At 60.9% G+C, this 15,745-nt stretch carries 15 protein-coding genes, 9 tRNA genes and 1 pseudogene; 1 reads left to right on the top strand and 24 read right to left on the bottom strand.

The features are described 5' to 3' along the window. Positions 1-8 precede the first annotated feature (8 nt). From JKV55_RS12665 to JKV55_RS12710, 10 genes and pseudogenes are all read right to left on the bottom strand, one after another. Positions 9-1,019: an ArsJ-associated glyceraldehyde-3-phosphate dehydrogenase gene (locus JKV55_RS12665; protein WP_202085962.1), complete on the bottom strand. Its 1,011-nt coding sequence runs from the start codon at positions 1,017-1,019 to the stop codon at positions 9-11. 75 nt (positions 1,020-1,094) lie between these two features. After that, on the bottom strand, positions 1,095-1,508 hold the full coding sequence (locus JKV55_RS12670) for an arsenate reductase ArsC (protein WP_202085964.1): 414 nt from the start codon (positions 1,506-1,508) through the stop codon (positions 1,095-1,097). A gap of 216 nt (positions 1,509-1,724) precedes the next feature. Then, positions 1,725-2,231, bottom strand: a complete 507-nt coding sequence (locus JKV55_RS12675) for a phosphatase domain-containing putative toxin (protein WP_202085966.1) — start codon at positions 2,229-2,231, stop codon at positions 1,725-1,727. Positions 2,232-2,261: 30 nt separating this feature from the next. Then, a complete protein-coding gene (arsB, locus tag JKV55_RS12680) occupies positions 2,262-3,284 on the bottom strand; it encodes an ACR3 family arsenite efflux transporter (protein ID WP_202085968.1) in 1,023 nt (340 codons plus the stop codon). Positions 3,285-3,307: 23 nt separating this feature from the next. Further along, positions 3,308-4,018 (bottom strand): arsenical resistance protein ArsH, encoded by a 711-nt coding sequence (gene arsH, locus JKV55_RS12685; protein ID WP_202085974.1) that lies wholly within the window; start codon positions 4,016-4,018, stop codon positions 3,308-3,310. A 5-nt stretch (positions 4,019-4,023) separates the two neighbouring features. Beyond that, positions 4,024-4,484, bottom strand: a pseudogene (locus JKV55_RS12690) (arsenate reductase ArsC). 117 nt (positions 4,485-4,601) lie between these two features. Next, positions 4,602-5,573, bottom strand: coding sequence for a PstS family phosphate ABC transporter substrate-binding protein (locus JKV55_RS12695; RefSeq protein ID WP_202085982.1), 972 nt, complete (start codon positions 5,571-5,573; stop codon positions 4,602-4,604). Positions 5,574-5,744: 171 nt separating this feature from the next. Next, on the bottom strand, positions 5,745-7,061 hold the full coding sequence (gene phoR / locus JKV55_RS12700; RefSeq protein ID WP_202085983.1) for a phosphate regulon sensor histidine kinase PhoR: 1,317 nt from the start codon (positions 7,059-7,061) through the stop codon (positions 5,745-5,747). 7 nt (positions 7,062-7,068) lie between these two features. After that, positions 7,069-7,758, bottom strand: coding sequence for a phosphate regulon transcriptional regulator PhoB (gene phoB / locus JKV55_RS12705; protein WP_202085984.1), 690 nt, complete (start codon positions 7,756-7,758; stop codon positions 7,069-7,071). An 86-nt stretch (positions 7,759-7,844) separates the two neighbouring features. Beyond that, positions 7,845-8,306, bottom strand: coding sequence for an N-acetyltransferase (locus tag JKV55_RS12710; protein WP_202085985.1), 462 nt, complete (start codon positions 8,304-8,306; stop codon positions 7,845-7,847). A gap of 171 nt (positions 8,307-8,477) precedes the next feature. On the opposite strand from JKV55_RS12710, the gene rdgC reads away from it, so the two are divergent. Beyond that, entirely contained in the window at positions 8,478-9,389 is a 912-nt protein-coding gene (rdgC, locus tag JKV55_RS12715; RefSeq protein WP_202085987.1) for a recombination-associated protein RdgC, read from the top strand. 292 nt (positions 9,390-9,681) lie between these two features. On the opposite strand, the gene nadA is transcribed toward rdgC, so the two are convergent. The 14 genes from nadA to tolA form a co-directional block, all read right to left on the bottom strand. Continuing rightward, positions 9,682-10,743: a quinolinate synthase NadA gene (nadA, locus tag JKV55_RS12720; RefSeq protein WP_202085989.1), complete on the bottom strand. Its 1,062-nt coding sequence runs from the start codon at positions 10,741-10,743 to the stop codon at positions 9,682-9,684. Positions 10,744-10,862: 119 nt separating this feature from the next. After that, positions 10,863-10,938, bottom strand: a tRNA-Lys gene (locus tag JKV55_RS12725). Positions 10,939-10,974: 36 nt separating this feature from the next. Then, a tRNA-Val gene (locus JKV55_RS12730) sits at positions 10,975-11,050 on the bottom strand. A 7-nt stretch (positions 11,051-11,057) separates the two neighbouring features. After that, a tRNA-Lys gene (locus tag JKV55_RS12735) sits at positions 11,058-11,133 on the bottom strand. A gap of 8 nt (positions 11,134-11,141) precedes the next feature. After that, positions 11,142-11,217 (bottom strand) — tRNA-Val (locus tag JKV55_RS12740). Positions 11,218-11,271: 54 nt separating this feature from the next. Further along, positions 11,272-11,347, bottom strand: a tRNA-Val gene (locus tag JKV55_RS12745). A gap of 7 nt (positions 11,348-11,354) precedes the next feature. Further along, positions 11,355-11,430, bottom strand: a tRNA-Lys gene (locus tag JKV55_RS12750). A gap of 8 nt (positions 11,431-11,438) precedes the next feature. Beyond that, positions 11,439-11,514: transfer RNA gene (locus JKV55_RS12755), tRNA-Val, on the bottom strand. Between the two features lie 38 nt (positions 11,515-11,552). Then, a tRNA-Val gene (locus tag JKV55_RS12760) sits at positions 11,553-11,628 on the bottom strand. Between the two features lie 7 nt (positions 11,629-11,635). After that, a tRNA-Lys gene (locus JKV55_RS12765) sits at positions 11,636-11,711 on the bottom strand. Positions 11,712-11,858: 147 nt separating this feature from the next. Beyond that, on the bottom strand, positions 11,859-12,623 hold the full coding sequence (gene ybgF / locus JKV55_RS12770) for a tol-pal system protein YbgF (RefSeq protein WP_202085996.1): 765 nt from the start codon (positions 12,621-12,623) through the stop codon (positions 11,859-11,861). A gap of 16 nt (positions 12,624-12,639) precedes the next feature. Then, positions 12,640-13,161 (bottom strand): peptidoglycan-associated lipoprotein Pal, encoded by a 522-nt coding sequence (gene pal / locus JKV55_RS12775; protein WP_202085998.1) that lies wholly within the window; start codon positions 13,159-13,161, stop codon positions 12,640-12,642. Between the two features lie 26 nt (positions 13,162-13,187). Continuing rightward, the gene (tolB, locus tag JKV55_RS12780) at positions 13,188-14,486 is read right to left on the bottom strand and encodes a Tol-Pal system beta propeller repeat protein TolB (RefSeq protein ID WP_202086004.1); all 1,299 of its coding nucleotides are present in this window, start codon (positions 14,484-14,486) and stop codon (positions 13,188-13,190) included. A 2-nt stretch (positions 14,487-14,488) separates the two neighbouring features. After that, on the bottom strand, positions 14,489-15,745 hold the full coding sequence (tolA, locus tag JKV55_RS12785) for a cell envelope integrity protein TolA (RefSeq protein ID WP_202086014.1): 1,257 nt from the start codon (positions 15,743-15,745) through the stop codon (positions 14,489-14,491).

Raw genomic sequence — 15,745 nt, forward strand, 5'->3', positions numbered from 1 at the left:
TCTCCGCCTCAGGCCTGGTCAATCCGACCCACCTTGCGCATCAGCTCGGCGGTGCGGTTGGCATAGCCCCATTCGTTGTCGTACCAGGCATACAGTTTCACCTGGGTGCCATTGACCACCATGGTGGACAGGGCGTCGATGATGCTGGAGCGCGGATCCGTCTTGTAGTCCACCGACACCAGGGGCCGCTCCTCGTAACCGAGGATACCCTTCAGCTCACCTTCCGCCGCCGCCTTGAGCAGGGCGTTCACCTCCGTTTCCGTGGTGGCCCGCTCCACCTCGAATACACAGTCGGTGAGCGAGGCGTTGGCCAGGGGTACCCGCACCGCATGGCCATTCAGCTTGCCCTTGAGCTCGGGGAAAATATGGGTGATGGCGGTGGCCGAGCCGGTGGTGGTGGGAATAAGGCTCTGGCCGCAGGCCCGGGCCCGGCGCAGATCCTTGTGGGGGGCGTCCAGAATGGTCTGGGTGTTGGTGATGTCGTGGATGGTGGTCATGGAGCCGTGGCGAATTCCCAGTTGCTCGTGAACAACCTTGACCACGGGCGCCAGGCAGTTGGTGGTGCAGGAAGCGGCGGTGACAATGGGGTGCAGCGCCGGGTCATAGAGATGATCGTTCACCCCCATCACCACGTTGAGTACCCCTTCTTCCTTCACCGGTGCCGTCACCACCACCCGCTTCACCCCCTGATCCAGGTAGGCCTGCAGCAGGGCCTTGCTCTTCATCTTGCCGGAAGCCTCGATCACCACGTCGCAGCCGGACCAGTCGGTATCGGCTATGGCCTTGTTGCGGGTGCAGGCAATGCGTTGGTTGCCTATCACCATTTCCTCTCCTTCGGCCCGTGCCTCCTGGGTCCAGCGGCCGTGCACCGAGTCGAAGGTAATAAGGTGCGCCAGGGTGGCCGCGTCACCGGCCGGATCGTTGATCTGCACGAACGCCACGTCGTCCCATGCCCAGGCCGCGCGCAGCGCCAGCCGCCCCATGCGGCCGAAGCCGTTGATACCTACCTTGATCGCCATATCATCACCTCATTCAGGAATAACTTACTGTAAAGAAATACGTTGGTATTCAGCCGTAACAACGTTACCGGCTTGCTACGGCATAAGGGTTCCATCGTTTTTGGACTGAATGAGAACAAACAGTTTGATCCGCTCATTCAGTTCTCTCAGCGTCAGGTCAAATGGCCGCTGACCGGCCCTCGATTTGGGATCCTCGAAATCCCACATCAGGCAGGTGCCGTAGGCTTGGGGTAGCTCACACTCCCTGGCCGCCCTGTCACACAGCACGATGACAAAATCAAAGTACCTGTCCGCAAACAGGTCGACGGCTTTGGATACCAACCCCTCACCCGACAGACCAAAGCGCTCTATCGACTCGATGGCTCGGGTATCAACCGTTTGAGGGGCCGGGCCCGCACTGAAGACATCAAACATGTGGGAAGCATGGTGCCGTAGCAAGGCTTCAGCCATCTGTGAGCGCGCCGAATTTTCCGTGCAGATAAACAGCACCCGCTCCCTCATCACATTAACCAATTCAGATATATGAAATAAATTATATTTATATTTGTGAATATGTAAAGTTGTAAATTAGCGATACCATCCCGGTCCGTTATGGTTGCCGTAAGGCCAAAATACAAAATCGCCCTGCCATCACTGGCAGGGCGCTGATAAGCAAGAGGCACTCCAGCTCACCGGCTGAATATCACGCTACCGGTGAGCCATAGGTCAGCGGTCCTCAAGGGCCAGGGATGTCAAATAGTCCCGGTGTGGTGCCAGGCCGAGGGCCCTGGGCCGCAGCGCCTGCACCCGTTGCACCGCCTCGGTCAGCGGCGCCTCCAGGGCCAGCAGTATGATGGCGGCCATCAGGCCGGTACGGCCCGAGCCGCCCTTGCAGTGAATGGCCACATCCCGGCCCTGAGCCAGCAGCGCCAGCACCTGGTCACGCGCTCCGGCCCAGGCCTGCTCGAAGGCGGCTTCGGGGGCGGCGTCGTCTTCCACCGGCAGGTGGAACCAGGCCAGCTCGAGTTCCTCGCACAAGGCCGGCATGGCGGTGACCCGGTTATTTTCCAGCTCCTCCCCCGGCATCAGGGTCAGCACGGCGGCGGCACCGGCGTCGCGCAATTGCGTCAGTGAGGCCTCCAGAGAGGACTCTTTGGTGCCCGGGCAGGGAGTGAGGATCAGCCGGCCCCGGCCTTCGCCGAGAGTGAGATAATCAAAAGGGTGTTGCGACATCGTCTTTCCTTGGGTTGCAGTTCAATAAAATCAGTTATAGGCAAACCAGTGCCGGGTGCGGTTGGCGATGGCCACCAGCGACAGCATCACCGGCACTTCCACCAGCACCCCCACCACGGTGGCGAGCGCCGCTCCCGAGTGCAGCCCGAACAGGGAGATGGCCACCGCCACCGCCAGTTCGAAGAAGTTGGAAGTGCCTATCATGCAGGCCGGCGCGGCGATATTGTGGGGCAGCTTCATCGCCTTGGCGGCGCCGTAGGCGATGGCGAAGATGCCGTAGGTCTGGATCAGCAGCGGTATGGCAATCAGCACTATGGTCTGGGGCTGGGCCAGTATGGTGGGCGCCTGGAAGCCGAACAGCAGCACCACCGTCGCCAGCAGGCCCGCCACCGACAGCGGCTTGATGCGCTGGATAAAGGGCTGCAGCCGGCGACCGTCACCACGCCGCTCCAGTCGCCGCCGGGTATAGACCCCGCCCAGCAGCGGCAGCACCACGTACAGCAGCACCGACCACAGCAGGGTATCCCAGGGCACGACGATATCGCTCACCCCCAGCAGGAAGGCGGCGATGGGGGCGAAGGCGAACACCATGATAAGATCGTTCACCGACACCTGCACCAGGGTGTAGTTGGGATCACCCTTGGTCAGTTGGCTCCACACAAACACCATGGCGGTACAGGGTGCCACCCCCAGCAAAATCATGCCGGCGATGTATTCCCCGGCGCTTTGCGGATCGACCCAGTCGGCGAACAGCACCCGGAAGAACAGCCAGCCCAGGGCCGCCATGGTGAAGGGCTTGATCAGCCAGTTGACCACCAGGGTCAGCAACAGACCCTTGGGCTTCTTGCCCACGTCCTTGATAGCGGAAAAGTCGATCTGCACCATCATGGGGTAGATCATCACCCAGATGCACAGGGCCACCACCAGGTTGACGTGGGCGAATTCCAGCCCCGCCACCAGGGCGAAACCGCTGGGCAGCAGGCTGCCCAGGCTAACGCCGGCCAGGATGCACAGGCCGACCCACAACGACAGGTAACGTTCGAACAGTCCCATCTCTTAATGACCTTATGGTTGGTTTATATGGATTTTTGATTGACCCGGGCCGACAGCTGCTCGGCGCTTTCCACCCGCTCCGAATAGCGATCCACCAGATAGTCCGCCCGGCCGCGAGTGAGCAGGGTAAACTTCATCAGCTCTTCCATTACGTCCACTACCCGTCGGTAGTAGGCGGAGGGCTTCATCCGCCCGCCTTCGTCGAACTCCAGAAACGCCTTGGGCACCGACGACTGGTTGGGGATGGTGATCATCCGCATCCAGCGGCCCAGCACTCGCAACTGGTTGACGGTATTGAACGACTGGGAACCGCCACACACCTGCATCAGCGCCAGGGTCTTGCCCTGGGTCGGGCGGATGGCACCGGTGGACAGAGGCAACCAGTCGATCTGGGCCTTCATCACCGCCGTCATGGCACCGTGGCGCTCGGGAGAACACCACACCTGGCCTTCGGACCAGTCGGCCAGATCGCGCAGCTCCCGCACCTTGGGATGGTCGTCGTCGCAGTCGTCGGGCAGGGGCAGGCCGGAAGGGTTGAAGATGCGGGTCTCGGCGCCCATCAGGCGCAACAGCCGGGCCGCCTCTTCCACCAGCAGCCGGCTGTAGGAACGGCTGCGCAGCGAGCCATAGAGCAGCAGGATACGGGGTGGGCGGGCCCCCTCCTCCGCGCCCAGCTCGGCGAGAGAAGGCAGCCGGAAGGCATCGAGGTCGAGGTTGGGCAGATCGTGACTCATATAGCTTATCCCAGACGGTTGATGAGGTCTTGCAGTTGCTCCGGCGTCCGTTGTCCCGCCTCGGCAGCCAGCAGGCCCCGGATGCGCTCCGAGAGCAGGGTGGCAAGCCGCTCGAAGCCCCGGCGGGCGGCGGCGTCATCGGCCAGTCGGCTGGGATCGGTCAGACCCCAATGGGCCTTGACCGCCTGGCCGAACCATAGCGGGCAGCTCTCTCCCGCCGCCTGGTCGCAGACGGTGATCACCAGATCGGGCCGGAACTCCGCCAATTGCTCCCAGCTCTTGCTGTAAAGTCCGCTGCCGTCTATGCCCTGCTCCGCCAGAAAGGCCAGGGTACGGGGGTGCACCCGGCCGGGACACTGCCGGCACTGGCCACCTCAACACGGCCACCGGCAAGGTGCCGGCACAGAGCCTCGGCCAATATGCTACGGCAGGCGTTATGGGTGCACAGGAAGAGGATTTTCATCATCACCTTCGAGGGGAGGAGCAAATATGGATAAAAGAATATATGAAAATTCAAATATGTAAACCATAAAAAAACCCCGGGTTTCCCCGGGGTTCAAGCTGCGATGACGGCGATGGAAGCTTACATCAGGCCCAGCTTTTTCAGGTCGGCTTCGGCCACGGCGGCGGGCACCGGCACATAACCGTCCTTGTGCACGATTTCCTGGCCCTGCTTGGACAGCATCAGCTTGACGAACTCGGCTTCCATCGGACCCAGGGGCTCGTTGGGGTGCTTGTTCACGTAAACGTACAGGAAGCGGGACAGCGGATACTCGCCGCTGATGGCGTTTTCGGCGGTGGCGGCAACATAGTCGGTGGAGCCGGCTTCGGCCAGGGGCACGGCGCGCACACTGGAGGTGCTGTAGCCCAGGCCGGAGTAGCCGATGGCGTTCAGGGAAGAGGACACGGACTGCACCACGGAGGCGGAGCCGGGCTGCTCGTTCACGTTGTTCTTGAAGTCACCCTTGCACAGGGCTTCGTCCTTGAAGTAGCCGTAGGTACCGGACACGGAGTTGCGGCCGTACAGCTGGATATCGCGGTTGCTCCAGTCGCCGGACAGGCCGGTCTGGCCCCAGCGGGTGATCTGCTCATTATTACCGCAGCTCAGGGTGCTGGAGAAGACAGCGTCGACCTGGTCGATGCTCAGGCCCTCGATGGGGTTGTCCTTGTGCACGAACACCGCCAGGGCATCGATGGCCACCCGTACCGGCGTCGGCTTGTAACCGTAGCGCTTCTCGAAGGCTTCGATCTCGTTGTCCTTCATGGCCCGGCTCATGGGGCCGAACTGGGCGGTACCTTCGGTCAGGGCGGCGGGAGCGGTAGAGGAGCCGGCGGCCTGGATCTGCACGTTGACGTTGGGGTAGCTGCGTTTGAACTCTTCGGCCCACAGGGTGGCCATGTTGGCCAGGGTGTCCGAACCCACGGAAGACAGGTTGCCGGAGATGCCGCTGACTTTCTCGTAATCGGACAGGCTGCCGTCCACGGCGGCCAGGGCGGAGGCGGACGCCAGGGCGGCGGTCAATCCAAGAGCTGTTACCAGTTTGTTCAATTTCATCCTTAATCTCCAATCTGAGTTCGGTCTTTCAAGACGCGGCCAGTATTGCCGCCGGTGATGACAACTATATGAACCGAAAGTGACGCTTTTATGACAAGAAGACAGAGAGAGGGAGGGAAGCGGGATCTTCGCTCCCATGCGCGGCATGGGAGCGAAAAAATAGCGGGCCTGTCAGGCGATTTCCCGGTTGGGGGCGTCCTGCACCAGCAGCCGCTCGGGCAGGACAAAGCTGAAGCAGCTGCCCTTGCCGGGTTGGCTGTGGATCTCGAGGTGGGCGTCGTGGTGGCTCAGGGCATGCTTGACGATGGCCAGCCCCAGGCCGGAGCCGCCGGTCTGGCGGCTGCGGGCCTTGTCCACCCGGTAGAAGCGCTCGGTCAGGCGGGCGATGTGCTCGGGTGCTATGCCCTCGCCGTTGTCGGTTACCGCGAAGCGGCCCTGGTGCCCCACCCGCTCCCATTCCACCCGGATCTCGGTGCCCGCCGGAGAATGGCGGATGGCGTTGTACACCAGGTTGGAAATGGCGCTGCGCAACTGCTCCTGATCCCCGCGCACCTTGAGCCCGGGATCCACCACAAAGCTGAAGCGCTGGCCCTTGTCGCCGCTCAGGGTCAGGGCCTCCTGCTCGAGCATGGAGAGCATGGCCGGAATGTCCACTATCTTGCTGGTATCGATATTGGGTGAGGCCTCGATCCGGGTCAAGGTCATCAGCTGGTTGACCAGGGCGTCCATGCGCTGGGTCTGCTCCAGCATCACCTTCTGGGTCTTGCGCCACATGGCCTCGGAGGGCCGCTCCTCTATCATCTCCAGATAGCCCTTGAGCACCGTCAAGGGCGTGCGCAGCTCGTGGGACACGTTGGCCACGAAGGACTTGCGCATCTGCTCCAGGCTCTTCAGCCGGGTCACGTCCCGCACCACCAGCATGGCCTGATCCTCGGTATAGGGCATGATACGGCACTCGAGCAGCTTGTCTTCGTTCAGGGGCGACGGCAGCTCCAGCGGCTCGCGGAAGTCGGCCCGCTTCATGTAGGCGATGAACACAGGGGCGCGGATCAGGTTGCCGATATGCTGGCCGGCATCATCGGGCCAGCGAAAGCCCAGCAGTTGCTGGGCCAGCTTGTTGCACCAGATGATGCTGCCGTCGCGGCGGAAGACCACGGCGGCGTCGGGCAGGGCCTCGGCCCCTTCCCGGAAACGGCGCACCAGGTTGGCCAGCTCCCGCCGGCGCGCGCGCTGGCGCTGCTGCAGCCGGTAGATACCGTTGAAGATAAGCTCCCAGCTGCCCTTTCCTTCCGGCGGGATCAGGCTGCGATCCCGCCACAGCCACACCGCCAGCTTATGCTGGAAGCGGTAATGCCACAGCAGGTGCAGCACGGTGCCGGCCAGCAGCCCCAGAGCAATGTCGCCCAACAGCAGACCGAACAGGAAAAACGCCAGGTAATAGAAGGTTAATCGCCACCATAGACCATGGCTGGATTCTTGTAGCTGCATGCAGGCCTCATAGGCGCGTTGAAAAACGATAGCCGGCACCGCGCACCGTCTGGATCAGCTTGTCGTGACCCGACTCCGACACCGCCTTGCGTAGCCGCCGGATATGCACGTCCACCGTCCTGTCTTCCACGTAGACGTTGGTGCCCCATACATTATTGAGCAACTGCTCGCGGCTGTATACCCGCTCGGGATGGGTCATAAAGAAATGCAGCAGCTTGAATTCGGTGGGGCCCATGTCCAGCTGCAGGTTGTGGGCGCTGACCCGGTGGCTGACCGGATCCAGCTTCAGCCCCTGTACCTCGATCACGTCTTCCACCGAGGTGGGGGCCACCCGGCGCAGCACCGCCTTGAGGCGGGAAGCCAGCTCCTTGGGGGAGAAGGGCTTGGTGATGTAGTCGTCGGCGCCCACGTCCAGGCCCTTGATCTTGTCTTCTTCCTCGGCCCGGGCGGTGAGCATGATCACCGGGATCTGCCGGGTCAGTTCGTCCTGTTTGAGATGCTTGATCAGCTGGATGCCGCTGCCACCGGGCAGCATCCAGTCGAGCAGGATAAGCTCGGGATAGGGCTCCTTGATCATCGCCAAGGCTTGGTCGTAGTCCTCCGCCTCCTGGGTGGCGAAGCCCTTTTGTTCCAGCACAAAGCACAGCATCTCGCGGATCGCGGCTTCGTCTTCAACTACCAGTATTTTCCGTGTCATTCTTCAACTGCCCTTATCAGGTCTCGTGCGTATTAGCATTATTGAGAGCAAGTGTGACAGTTTTATGAAAATATGACACCCGCATGTCAGGCCCCCGACAACTTGAAGATCTTTTGCTTGCCCTCCCCCTGATAGCCCATGCACAGCTCCGGCTGGCCGGTGGCCGGGTCCGTGCCTTCGTCGGTAATGGCGAAGCCGTGCTGGCGATAGAAGTGCACCGCGATGTCGTTTTCGCTGAACACCTTGAGCGAAAGCCGTTGCCGCAGTCGTTTGGCCATAGCCAGCAGCGCCTTGCCGATGCCATTCTGCTGACAGTCGGGGCGCACGAACAGCGCCGCCAGATAGTCATCCACCAGCGCGATAAACCCCTGGATCTCCCCTTCCCGCTCGCACACCCACACCTCGGCCGCCGGCAGATAACGGGCCCGCATCTGCTCCTGCTGCTGCCACCAGAAGGCGGCCGGCACGAAATCATGGGCCTGCAACGACGCCAGCAGCCATACGTCGAGGATGGCGTCGGTATCATCGGGCGTGGCCTGTCGTATCATTTCTTTCTCCCCGGCTTTGGTTTATTCAAGTGTATGAGTCCGTCCGTCCCCCGGCAGGGCTTTTATTTTTGTCTGTGACCCGGATCGGCCTTTATTGGCCGGGAATGACTGCCTGATCACAAAGCCGGTTTGCAGTACAATGCGTTTTTTCCGGCTCGTACCGAGGACACCATGTGGTTTAAGAACCTGCAAATTTACCGTTTTACCCGCCCCTTCGAACTGACCCTTGAGGAACTGGAAAAGCAGCTTGAAGCGCTGCCCTTCAGCCCCTGCGGCAGTCAGGAGCAGGCCAAGTTCGGCTGGATTTCTCCCCTGGGCAAACAGGGCCAGGCTTTCACCCACAGTGCCGACAACCAGATCCTGATCTGCGCCAAGAAGGAAGAAAAAATGCTGCCGGGCTCGGTGGTGAACGACATGGTTGCCGAAAAAGTGGAAAACCTGGAGGTCGAACAGGGCCGGGCGCTGAAGAAGAAGGAAAAAGAGGCCATCAAGGAAGAAGTGATAGTCACCCTGCTGCCCCGGGCGTTCAGCCGCTTCCAGCAGACCTACGCCTGGATCAACCCCGAGGCCGGTTTTATCGCCGTGGATGCCAGCTCCGCCAAACGGGCCGAGGATTTGCTGGCGCTGCTGCGCAAGAGCATAGGTTCGCTGCCGGTGGTGCCGCTGGCCATGACCACCCCGCCCGAACTGACCCTGACCGACTGGCTGAAGGAAGGTGCCGCCCCCGCCGGCTTCGCCCTGGAGGACGAGGCCGAGCTGAGATCCGCCCTGGAGCACGGCGGCATCATCCGCGCCAAGCAGCAGGACTTGCTCAGTGACGAAATGAAGGCCCATCTGGACGCGGACAAGCTGGTGACCAAGCTGGCCCTGAACTGGAGCGAAACCCTGAGCTTCGTGCTGGCGGACGACATGAGCGTCAAGCGGCTCAAGTTTTCCGAGGAGCTGCGTGAGCAGAACGATGACGTGGTTGGTGAAGACGCGGCGGCCCGCTTCGATGCCGACTTTGCCCTGGTGACCGGCGAGCTGTCGCGCTTTGTTCCGGAACTGATCACCGCCATGGGCGGGGAAGAAAACCGGGCGTAAAACCGAAGACAGTAGCTGGAGGCCATAAGCTGGAAGCGTGAAGCAGCCAGAGTGCTTTGCGGCTTTGGCGTCACGCGGTTTAATGTGTGTACAGACGCATAAACGAAAAAGGCGTGAAGAGTAAGGTCGCCCTTACGCTTCACGCCTCTTTTGATTGCTTCCCGTTGCCACGCCAACGGGAAGAACAAGCGGAATGGCTAAAAACCACTCGGACCGCTTCCAGCCTCCAGCTTCAAGCTTCAAGCTTCCAGCTACTGTCTTCCAGCTTCAAGCTTACGACTTCCAGCTAAGATCAGGCGTTGCCTTTCACCTTCAGTTTGAGCTGTTCGGCAAAATTCAGCATGCGCTCGAGCGGTATCATCGCCTTCACCCGGGTGGCTTCGTCCACCTGGATTTCGTGGCGCTTGCCGCCATCGCGCAGGGCGTCGCGAATAGCCACCAGGCCGTTCATCGCCATCCAGGGGCAGTGGGCGCAGCTGCGGCAGGTGGCGCCGTTGCCACCGGTGGGGGCTTCCACCATTTCCTTGTCGGGGCAGGCCTGCTGCATCTTGTAGAAAATGCCCTTGTCGGTAGCCACGATCAACTTCTTGTGGGGCAGAGTCTGTGCGGCCTTGATCAGCTGGCTGGTGGAGCCCACCGCGTCCGCCAGCTCGATCACCGAAGCCGGTGATTCGGGATGCACCAGCACCGCCGCATCCGGATTCTGGGCCTTCAGCTCCTGCAGCGCCTTGGCGCGGAACTCGTCGTGCACTATGCAGGCGCCCTGCCAGCGCAGCATGGCAGCCCCGGTCTGCTTCTCGATATAGGCGCCCAGGTGACGGTCCGGCGCCCAGATGATCTTGTGGCCTTCGCTATCGAGGTGCTCGACGATCTCCAGCGCTATGCTGGAGGTCACCACCCAGTCGGCCCGGGCCTTGACCGCCGCCGAGGTATTGGCATACACCACCACGGTATGATCGGGATGAGCATCGCAGAAGGCGGTGAACTCATCGGCCGGACAGCCCAGATCGAGCGAGCATTCCGCCTCCAGAGTCGGCATCAGCACGGTTTTTTCCGGGCTCAGGATCTTGGCGGTTTCACCCATGAAGCGTACCCCCGCCACGATCAGGGTGTCGGCCTGATGATGCTTGCCGAAACGCGCCATTTCCAGCGAGTCGGACACACAACCGCCGGTCTCCTCGGCCAGGGCCTGGATCTCGGGATCGGTATAATAATGGGCAACCAGCACCGCGTTTCTGGCGTTCAGTAATGCCTTGATTTCGTCTTTCAACGCCTGTTGCTGGTCCGCACTCAGCGGGGCCGGCTTGGCGGGAAAGGGGTAGTCAAACTCGAGAATATCGACAGCTTCAGTCATGACCAGGTCCCAATTGCTCCATCCAGATAGCTACATTGCCGGCCATTATAACGCCGGCCGGGCGTTAACCCAAACGTCCGGCAATAAAAGAGTCATAAAAAGGAGGTATCAGGGGAAGATGGTGGGTCGTGCAGGATTCGAACCTGCGACCAATTGATTAAAAGTCAACTGCTCTACCAACTGAGCTAACGACCCGATAAACGGTGAGTACGGATGTGCTGTAAAAATAAGTGGTGGACGCTACTGGGATCGAACCAGTGACCCCCTCCTTGTAAGGGAGGTGCTCTCCCGGCTGAGCTAAGCGTCCGGGAATATGGTGGGTCGTGCAGGATTCGAACCTGCGACCAATTGATTAAAAGTCAACTGCTCTACCAACTGAGCTAACGACCCGAAGTTCGTGGTGGGTGGTACTGGGATCGAACCAGTGACCCCCTCCTTGTAAGGGAGGTGCTCTCCCGGCTGAGCTAACCACCCACGAAAACCGGATGCACTTTTATCAAAAAGTGCGAACTTACTGTTCAAAACAACTGGTGGACGCTACTGGGATCGAACCAGTGACCCCCTCCTTGTAAGGGAGGTGCTCTCCCGGCTGAGCTAAGCGTCCGGGAATATGGTGGGTCGTGCAGGATTCGAACCTGCGACCAATTGATTAAAAGTCAACTGCTCTACCAACTGAGCTAACGACCCGAAGTTCGTGGTGGGTGGTACTGGGATCGAACCAGTGACCCCCTCCTTGTAAGGGAGGTGCTCTCCCGGCTGAGCTAACCACCCACGAAAACCGGATGCACTTTTGTCAAAAGTACTAAAACTGGTGGACGCTACTGGGATCGAACCAGTGACCCCCTCCTTGTAAGGGAGGTGCTCTCCCGGCTGAGCTAAGCGTCCGGGAATATGGTGGGTCGTGCAGGATTCGAACCTGCGACCAATTGATTAAAAGTCAACTGCTCTACCAACTGAGCTAACGACCCTCTGGCCTGGGCTACCGGAGCAGCCCTGCCAACGGCGGCCTATATTACGGATTTAATTTTGTGACGCAACAGCTAAATCGTCATTTTCAACCGTTTGCTTAAGGAACAAGCGACTCTCTCAAAAAATCGCCAAAAAGGTTCCCCGCCTCACAGCCCGTTCAGGTTTTCCTGGGCCAGCCGTGCCGCACCGCTGTTGCCATACTCGCGCAATACCTGCTCATAATACTGCCTGGCCAGGGCATTATCCCCCTGCTCCTTGGCGATCAACCCCAGCTTGAGGATGGAGTCAGCCCGCTTGTTGGAGCCCTGGTAGGCTTCCACCACCCGGGCGAACTGGGCCTTGGCCTGATCGAAGCGCTTCTGGGTAAACAGCAGTTGTCCCAGCCAGTAATGGGCATTGGGAACATAGGTGGATTGCGGATACTGGGTAATAAAACGGGCAAAGGCAGGGATGGCGGCGTCGTAGTCCTTGTCCTGCAGCACCAGGTTCACCGCATTGTCATAGGCCGCCTGTTCATCGCTACCGGCCGGGGCGGCAGCCGGGGCATTACTGCTGCCCTGAGGCTGGCTGCTGCCGGCAGCGGCTTGCTGGGCTGCCGGCGGCGGGGTACTGGGCTGCTGAGCCGCCTCCTGCTGGGCCGCCAGCATGGAACGCTGGCGTTCAATCACCTGCTCCAGACGGTAACTCTGCTCTTCCAGCAAACCTCGCAGTTCGCTCACTTCCTGCTGTAATGAACTCAACTGACGCTGCTGATCGATTTGGGCCTGGCTTCTGGCATTGAAGACTCGCTCCAGCTCAGCCAGGCGATCATTGACGGAGCCGCTGCCACCCACCCCCACCACAGGCGCCTGAGCCCAGGTGGAAGTGGATAAAACAGCGGCCATCGAAATGGCCGCTAAATTAATCTTCATAAGACCGACTTAAACCTTAGTAAACCAGAACCGCACGGCGGTTCTTGGCAAAACCGGATTCGGAGCGGGAAGTATCTACCGGCTTCTCTTCGCCGTAGCTGACGATGGCCAGCTGAGCACCGCTCACACCCAGGCTTTGCAGGTAGCTGGTGACGGCCTTGGCACGACGCTCGCCCAGGGCGATGTTGTACTCGGGAGTACCGCGCTCATCCGCATGGCCTTCCACCAGCACGCTGACGGAAGGGTTGGAACGCAGGAAGCTGGAATGGGCTTCCAGCACCTGGGCGTAGTGGCCGGTCACTTCGTCACGATCGAACTCGAAGTAGATCACGTTCTCGCGGCGCAGGGCTTCGTACTGCTGGCGCATCTGCTCTTCGGCAGACAGGGCACCGCCCACACCACCGGTCTGGACGCCGCCTTGATAGCCGCTGCCCGCGGTACCGGTCATCGCATCGGAATCACTGGTAGAGCTACATGCAGCCAGGGTCAACATGGGCAGGGCTACCGCCAGGCTCTGAAGCAGTTTTTTCATTTGCATTATTTTTCCTTAGAAATTGCAATGGTTTAGTTTAGGAACGGTGACCATGCCGGTGCACGAACATCACCACTTCGTGCGGGCAGCCTGGCCTTAAAACGACCATCCATAGACACCAGGGAAAGCACTTGGCGGCCCTGATAGGTGGTGCTATAGATGATCATGGTGCCGTTTGGTGCCGGGCTTGGCGATTCATCCAGCTGGGTTTCTGTTAACACCTGCATATGACCGCTATCCAGCTCCTGACGAGCAATTCGGTATTGTCCCTGTGAGCGACTGACCAGTACCAGGCTCTTGCCATCTCTGGTCACACTGGGTCCTAAGTTCATATCCCCCTGGAAGGTCACACGCCGAGTGTCACCCGAACCCAGATCAGCCCGGTAAATCTGCGGCCGGCCACCCCGCTCGGAAGCGAAGTAAAGGGCATTGCCGTCCGTCGACCAGGCTGGCTCGGTGTCGATTGTGCGATTATTGGTCACCCGGGTCAACTGCTTGCTGCCCAGGTTGAGCACATAGATTTCCGGCTGACCGTCACGGGACAGTACCAGCGCCAGGCGACTGCCGTCCGGTGACCACTGGGGCGCGCCGTTGATGCCGGGCTGGGAACTGACCACCTGGCGCTGCTGGCTGTAGATGTCCTGCACCACGACTTCGGCCTTCTTGTTCTCGAAAGACACATAAGCCAGCCTGCGGCCGTCCGGCGACCAGGCCGGCGACATCAGCGGCTCGCGGGAACGCAGCAACACCTGTTCATTGAAGCCGTCGTAGTCGGCAATCATCAGCTGATAGGGGTATTCGGCACCGTGATGCACGTTAACGTAGGCAATACGGGTCAGGAAGGCCCCCTTGATACCGGTCAGCTTCTCGAACACGATATCGGCGATACGGTGGGCGTACTGACGCAGCTGGGCCGCCGGCACTGTGGCACTGCGGCTTTCCAGTAACTGGGCGCCGTTGCTGCCCAGCACATCGGCCAGCTCGAAGCTGATACGGTACTGGTCACCGCCGGCCGGCTCTATGGTGCCGACCACGACCGCCTCAACCTGGCGGGAGCCCCACAGGGCGGGATTGAGCTGGCTGGCCTGGGCCACCTGCTGCGGCAGGCTGCCGCGCTCCAGCGGGCGGAACATGCCGCTGTTGCGTAGATCACTGGCGATCACCTCGGCCAGATCCTGGGGCATGGATCCCCCCCCCGTCCATTGGAAAGGGACCACCGCCACCGGACGGGCGCTGTCTATACCGCCGGTAATAATAATATCCAGCGCTGCCTGCGCCCGGCCTGCGAGCAGGAGGAGCGGCAGCCATAACCACAACCATCGTTTTGTCATCACTAGAGCCTCGGTATCAGCGTTAAATTCAGGTTTTGCAATTGCTTGTTCACTTCAGGATCCTTGGGCATCGGCAGGGTGCCGGTCTTGCGGATCGCAAGCTCGGCCGAGCGGCACACTTCCCCATCGCCCTGGCCCTGACCTATCTGCAGGATCAGGCCATCGGTCGCCACCCGGACATTGATACGGCACTGCTTGCCCACCATGGTGGGTCCGACCAGCCAGTTACGCTGAATGGCGGCGATGATCATGCCGGTGTAGCGATCCACTTCTCCCGCCGCGGCCGCAGAGGAGGAGGAGGAACCGGCCGGCCCCGAGCCCATCAATGCTTCCAGATCTTTCAGTGCCTGCTCCTGTTCCCGCTTCAACCGATCGGACTCGGCCTTTTTACGGGCCTCTTCCGCCTTGCGCGCTTCTTCGGCCTTGCGCTGCTGTTCGGCCGCGGCCTGCTTTTTGGCCTCCTCGGCCTTGCGCGCCTCTTCCGCCTTGCGCTGCTGTTCGGCCGCGGCCTGCTTTTTAGCCTCTTCCGCCTTGCGGGCCTCTTCCGCCTTGCGCTGCTGTTCGGCCGCGGCCTGCTTTTTAGCCTCTTCCGCCTTGCGGGCTTCTTCCGCCTTGCGCTGCTGTTCGGCCGCGGCCTGCTTTTTAGCCTCTTCCGCCTTGCGGGCTTCTTCCGCCTTGCGCGCTTGCTCGGCTTCGGCCTGCTTTTTGGCCTCCTCGGCCTTGCGTGCTTGCTCGGCGGCCGCCTGTTTTCTGGCTTCCTCGGCCTTGCGGGCCTCTTCCGCCTTGCGCGCTTCTTCGGCCTTGCGGGCTTGCTCGGCTTCGGCCTGCTTTTTGGCTTCCTCGGCTTTACGGGATTCTTCCGCCTTACGCTGTTGCTCTACCACTTGCTGGCGCTCACGCTCGGCCTGAGCCTGTTGTTCGGCCACGGCTTTCTGCTGCTCGGCCAGCCTTGCCGCCTCCGCCGCCGCTTGCTGTTGCTCGGCCTGGCGCTCGGCTTCTTCCGCCGCCTTTTGCTCGGCATCCAGCTTCGCCTGTTCGGCCGCCCGGGCCTGCTGCTGCTGTGCCTGCATGGCGGCCAGGCGCTCGGCCTGGGCCGCCACCATGCCGTCATCGATCATGGTGGCCTCGATAATGGACACCGCCTGCGCCGGTCGCTTGGGCGCATTGAAATTGACGCCTACCAGCAAAAACACCCCTACGGTCAGGTGCAATGCCAGCGAAATCAGTAACGGCTTGCGAATACCGCCTTGCTCGGTCAT

It is taken from the genome of Zobellella iuensis, assembly GCF_016746085.1.
Lineage (GTDB): Bacteria > Pseudomonadota > Gammaproteobacteria > Enterobacterales > Aeromonadaceae > Oceanimonas > Oceanimonas iuensis.

Excerpts from the sequence above, each read along its gene's own strand:
- phoB (WP_202085984.1), bottom strand. The coding sequence starts at position 7,758 with ATGACACGGAAAATACTGGTAGTTGAAGACGAAGCCGCGATCCGCGAG.
- pal (WP_202085998.1), bottom strand. The coding sequence starts at position 13,161 with ATGCAAATGAAAAAACTGCTTCAGAGCCTGGCGGTAGCCCTGCCCATG.
- rdgC (WP_202085987.1), top strand. The coding sequence starts at position 8,478 with ATGTGGTTTAAGAACCTGCAAATTTACCGTTTTACCCGCCCCTTCGAA.
- JKV55_RS12675 (WP_202085966.1), bottom strand. The coding sequence starts at position 2,231 with ATGTCGCAACACCCTTTTGATTATCTCACTCTCGGCGAAGGCCGGGGC.
- JKV55_RS12665 (WP_202085962.1), bottom strand. The coding sequence starts at position 1,019 with ATGGCGATCAAGGTAGGTATCAACGGCTTCGGCCGCATGGGGCGGCTG.
- arsB (WP_202085968.1), bottom strand. The coding sequence starts at position 3,284 with ATGGGACTGTTCGAACGTTACCTGTCGTTGTGGGTCGGCCTGTGCATC.
- JKV55_RS12710 (WP_202085985.1), bottom strand. The coding sequence starts at position 8,306 with ATGATACGACAGGCCACGCCCGATGATACCGACGCCATCCTCGACGTA.
- tolA (WP_202086014.1), bottom strand. The coding sequence starts at position 15,745 with ATGACCGAGCAAGGCGGTATTCGCAAGCCGTTACTGATTTCGCTGGCA.
- arsH (WP_202085974.1), bottom strand. The coding sequence starts at position 4,018 with ATGAGTCACGATCTGCCCAACCTCGACCTCGATGCCTTCCGGCTGCCT.
- phoR (WP_202085983.1), bottom strand. The coding sequence starts at position 7,061 with ATGCAGCTACAAGAATCCAGCCATGGTCTATGGTGGCGATTAACCTTC.
- tolB (WP_202086004.1), bottom strand. The coding sequence starts at position 14,486 with ATGACAAAACGATGGTTGTGGTTATGGCTGCCGCTCCTCCTGCTCGCA.
- nadA (WP_202085989.1), bottom strand. The coding sequence starts at position 10,743 with ATGACTGAAGCTGTCGATATTCTCGAGTTTGACTACCCCTTTCCCGCC.
- JKV55_RS12695 (WP_202085982.1), bottom strand. The coding sequence starts at position 5,573 with ATGAAATTGAACAAACTGGTAACAGCTCTTGGATTGACCGCCGCCCTG.
- ybgF (WP_202085996.1), bottom strand. The coding sequence starts at position 12,623 with ATGAAGATTAATTTAGCGGCCATTTCGATGGCCGCTGTTTTATCCACT.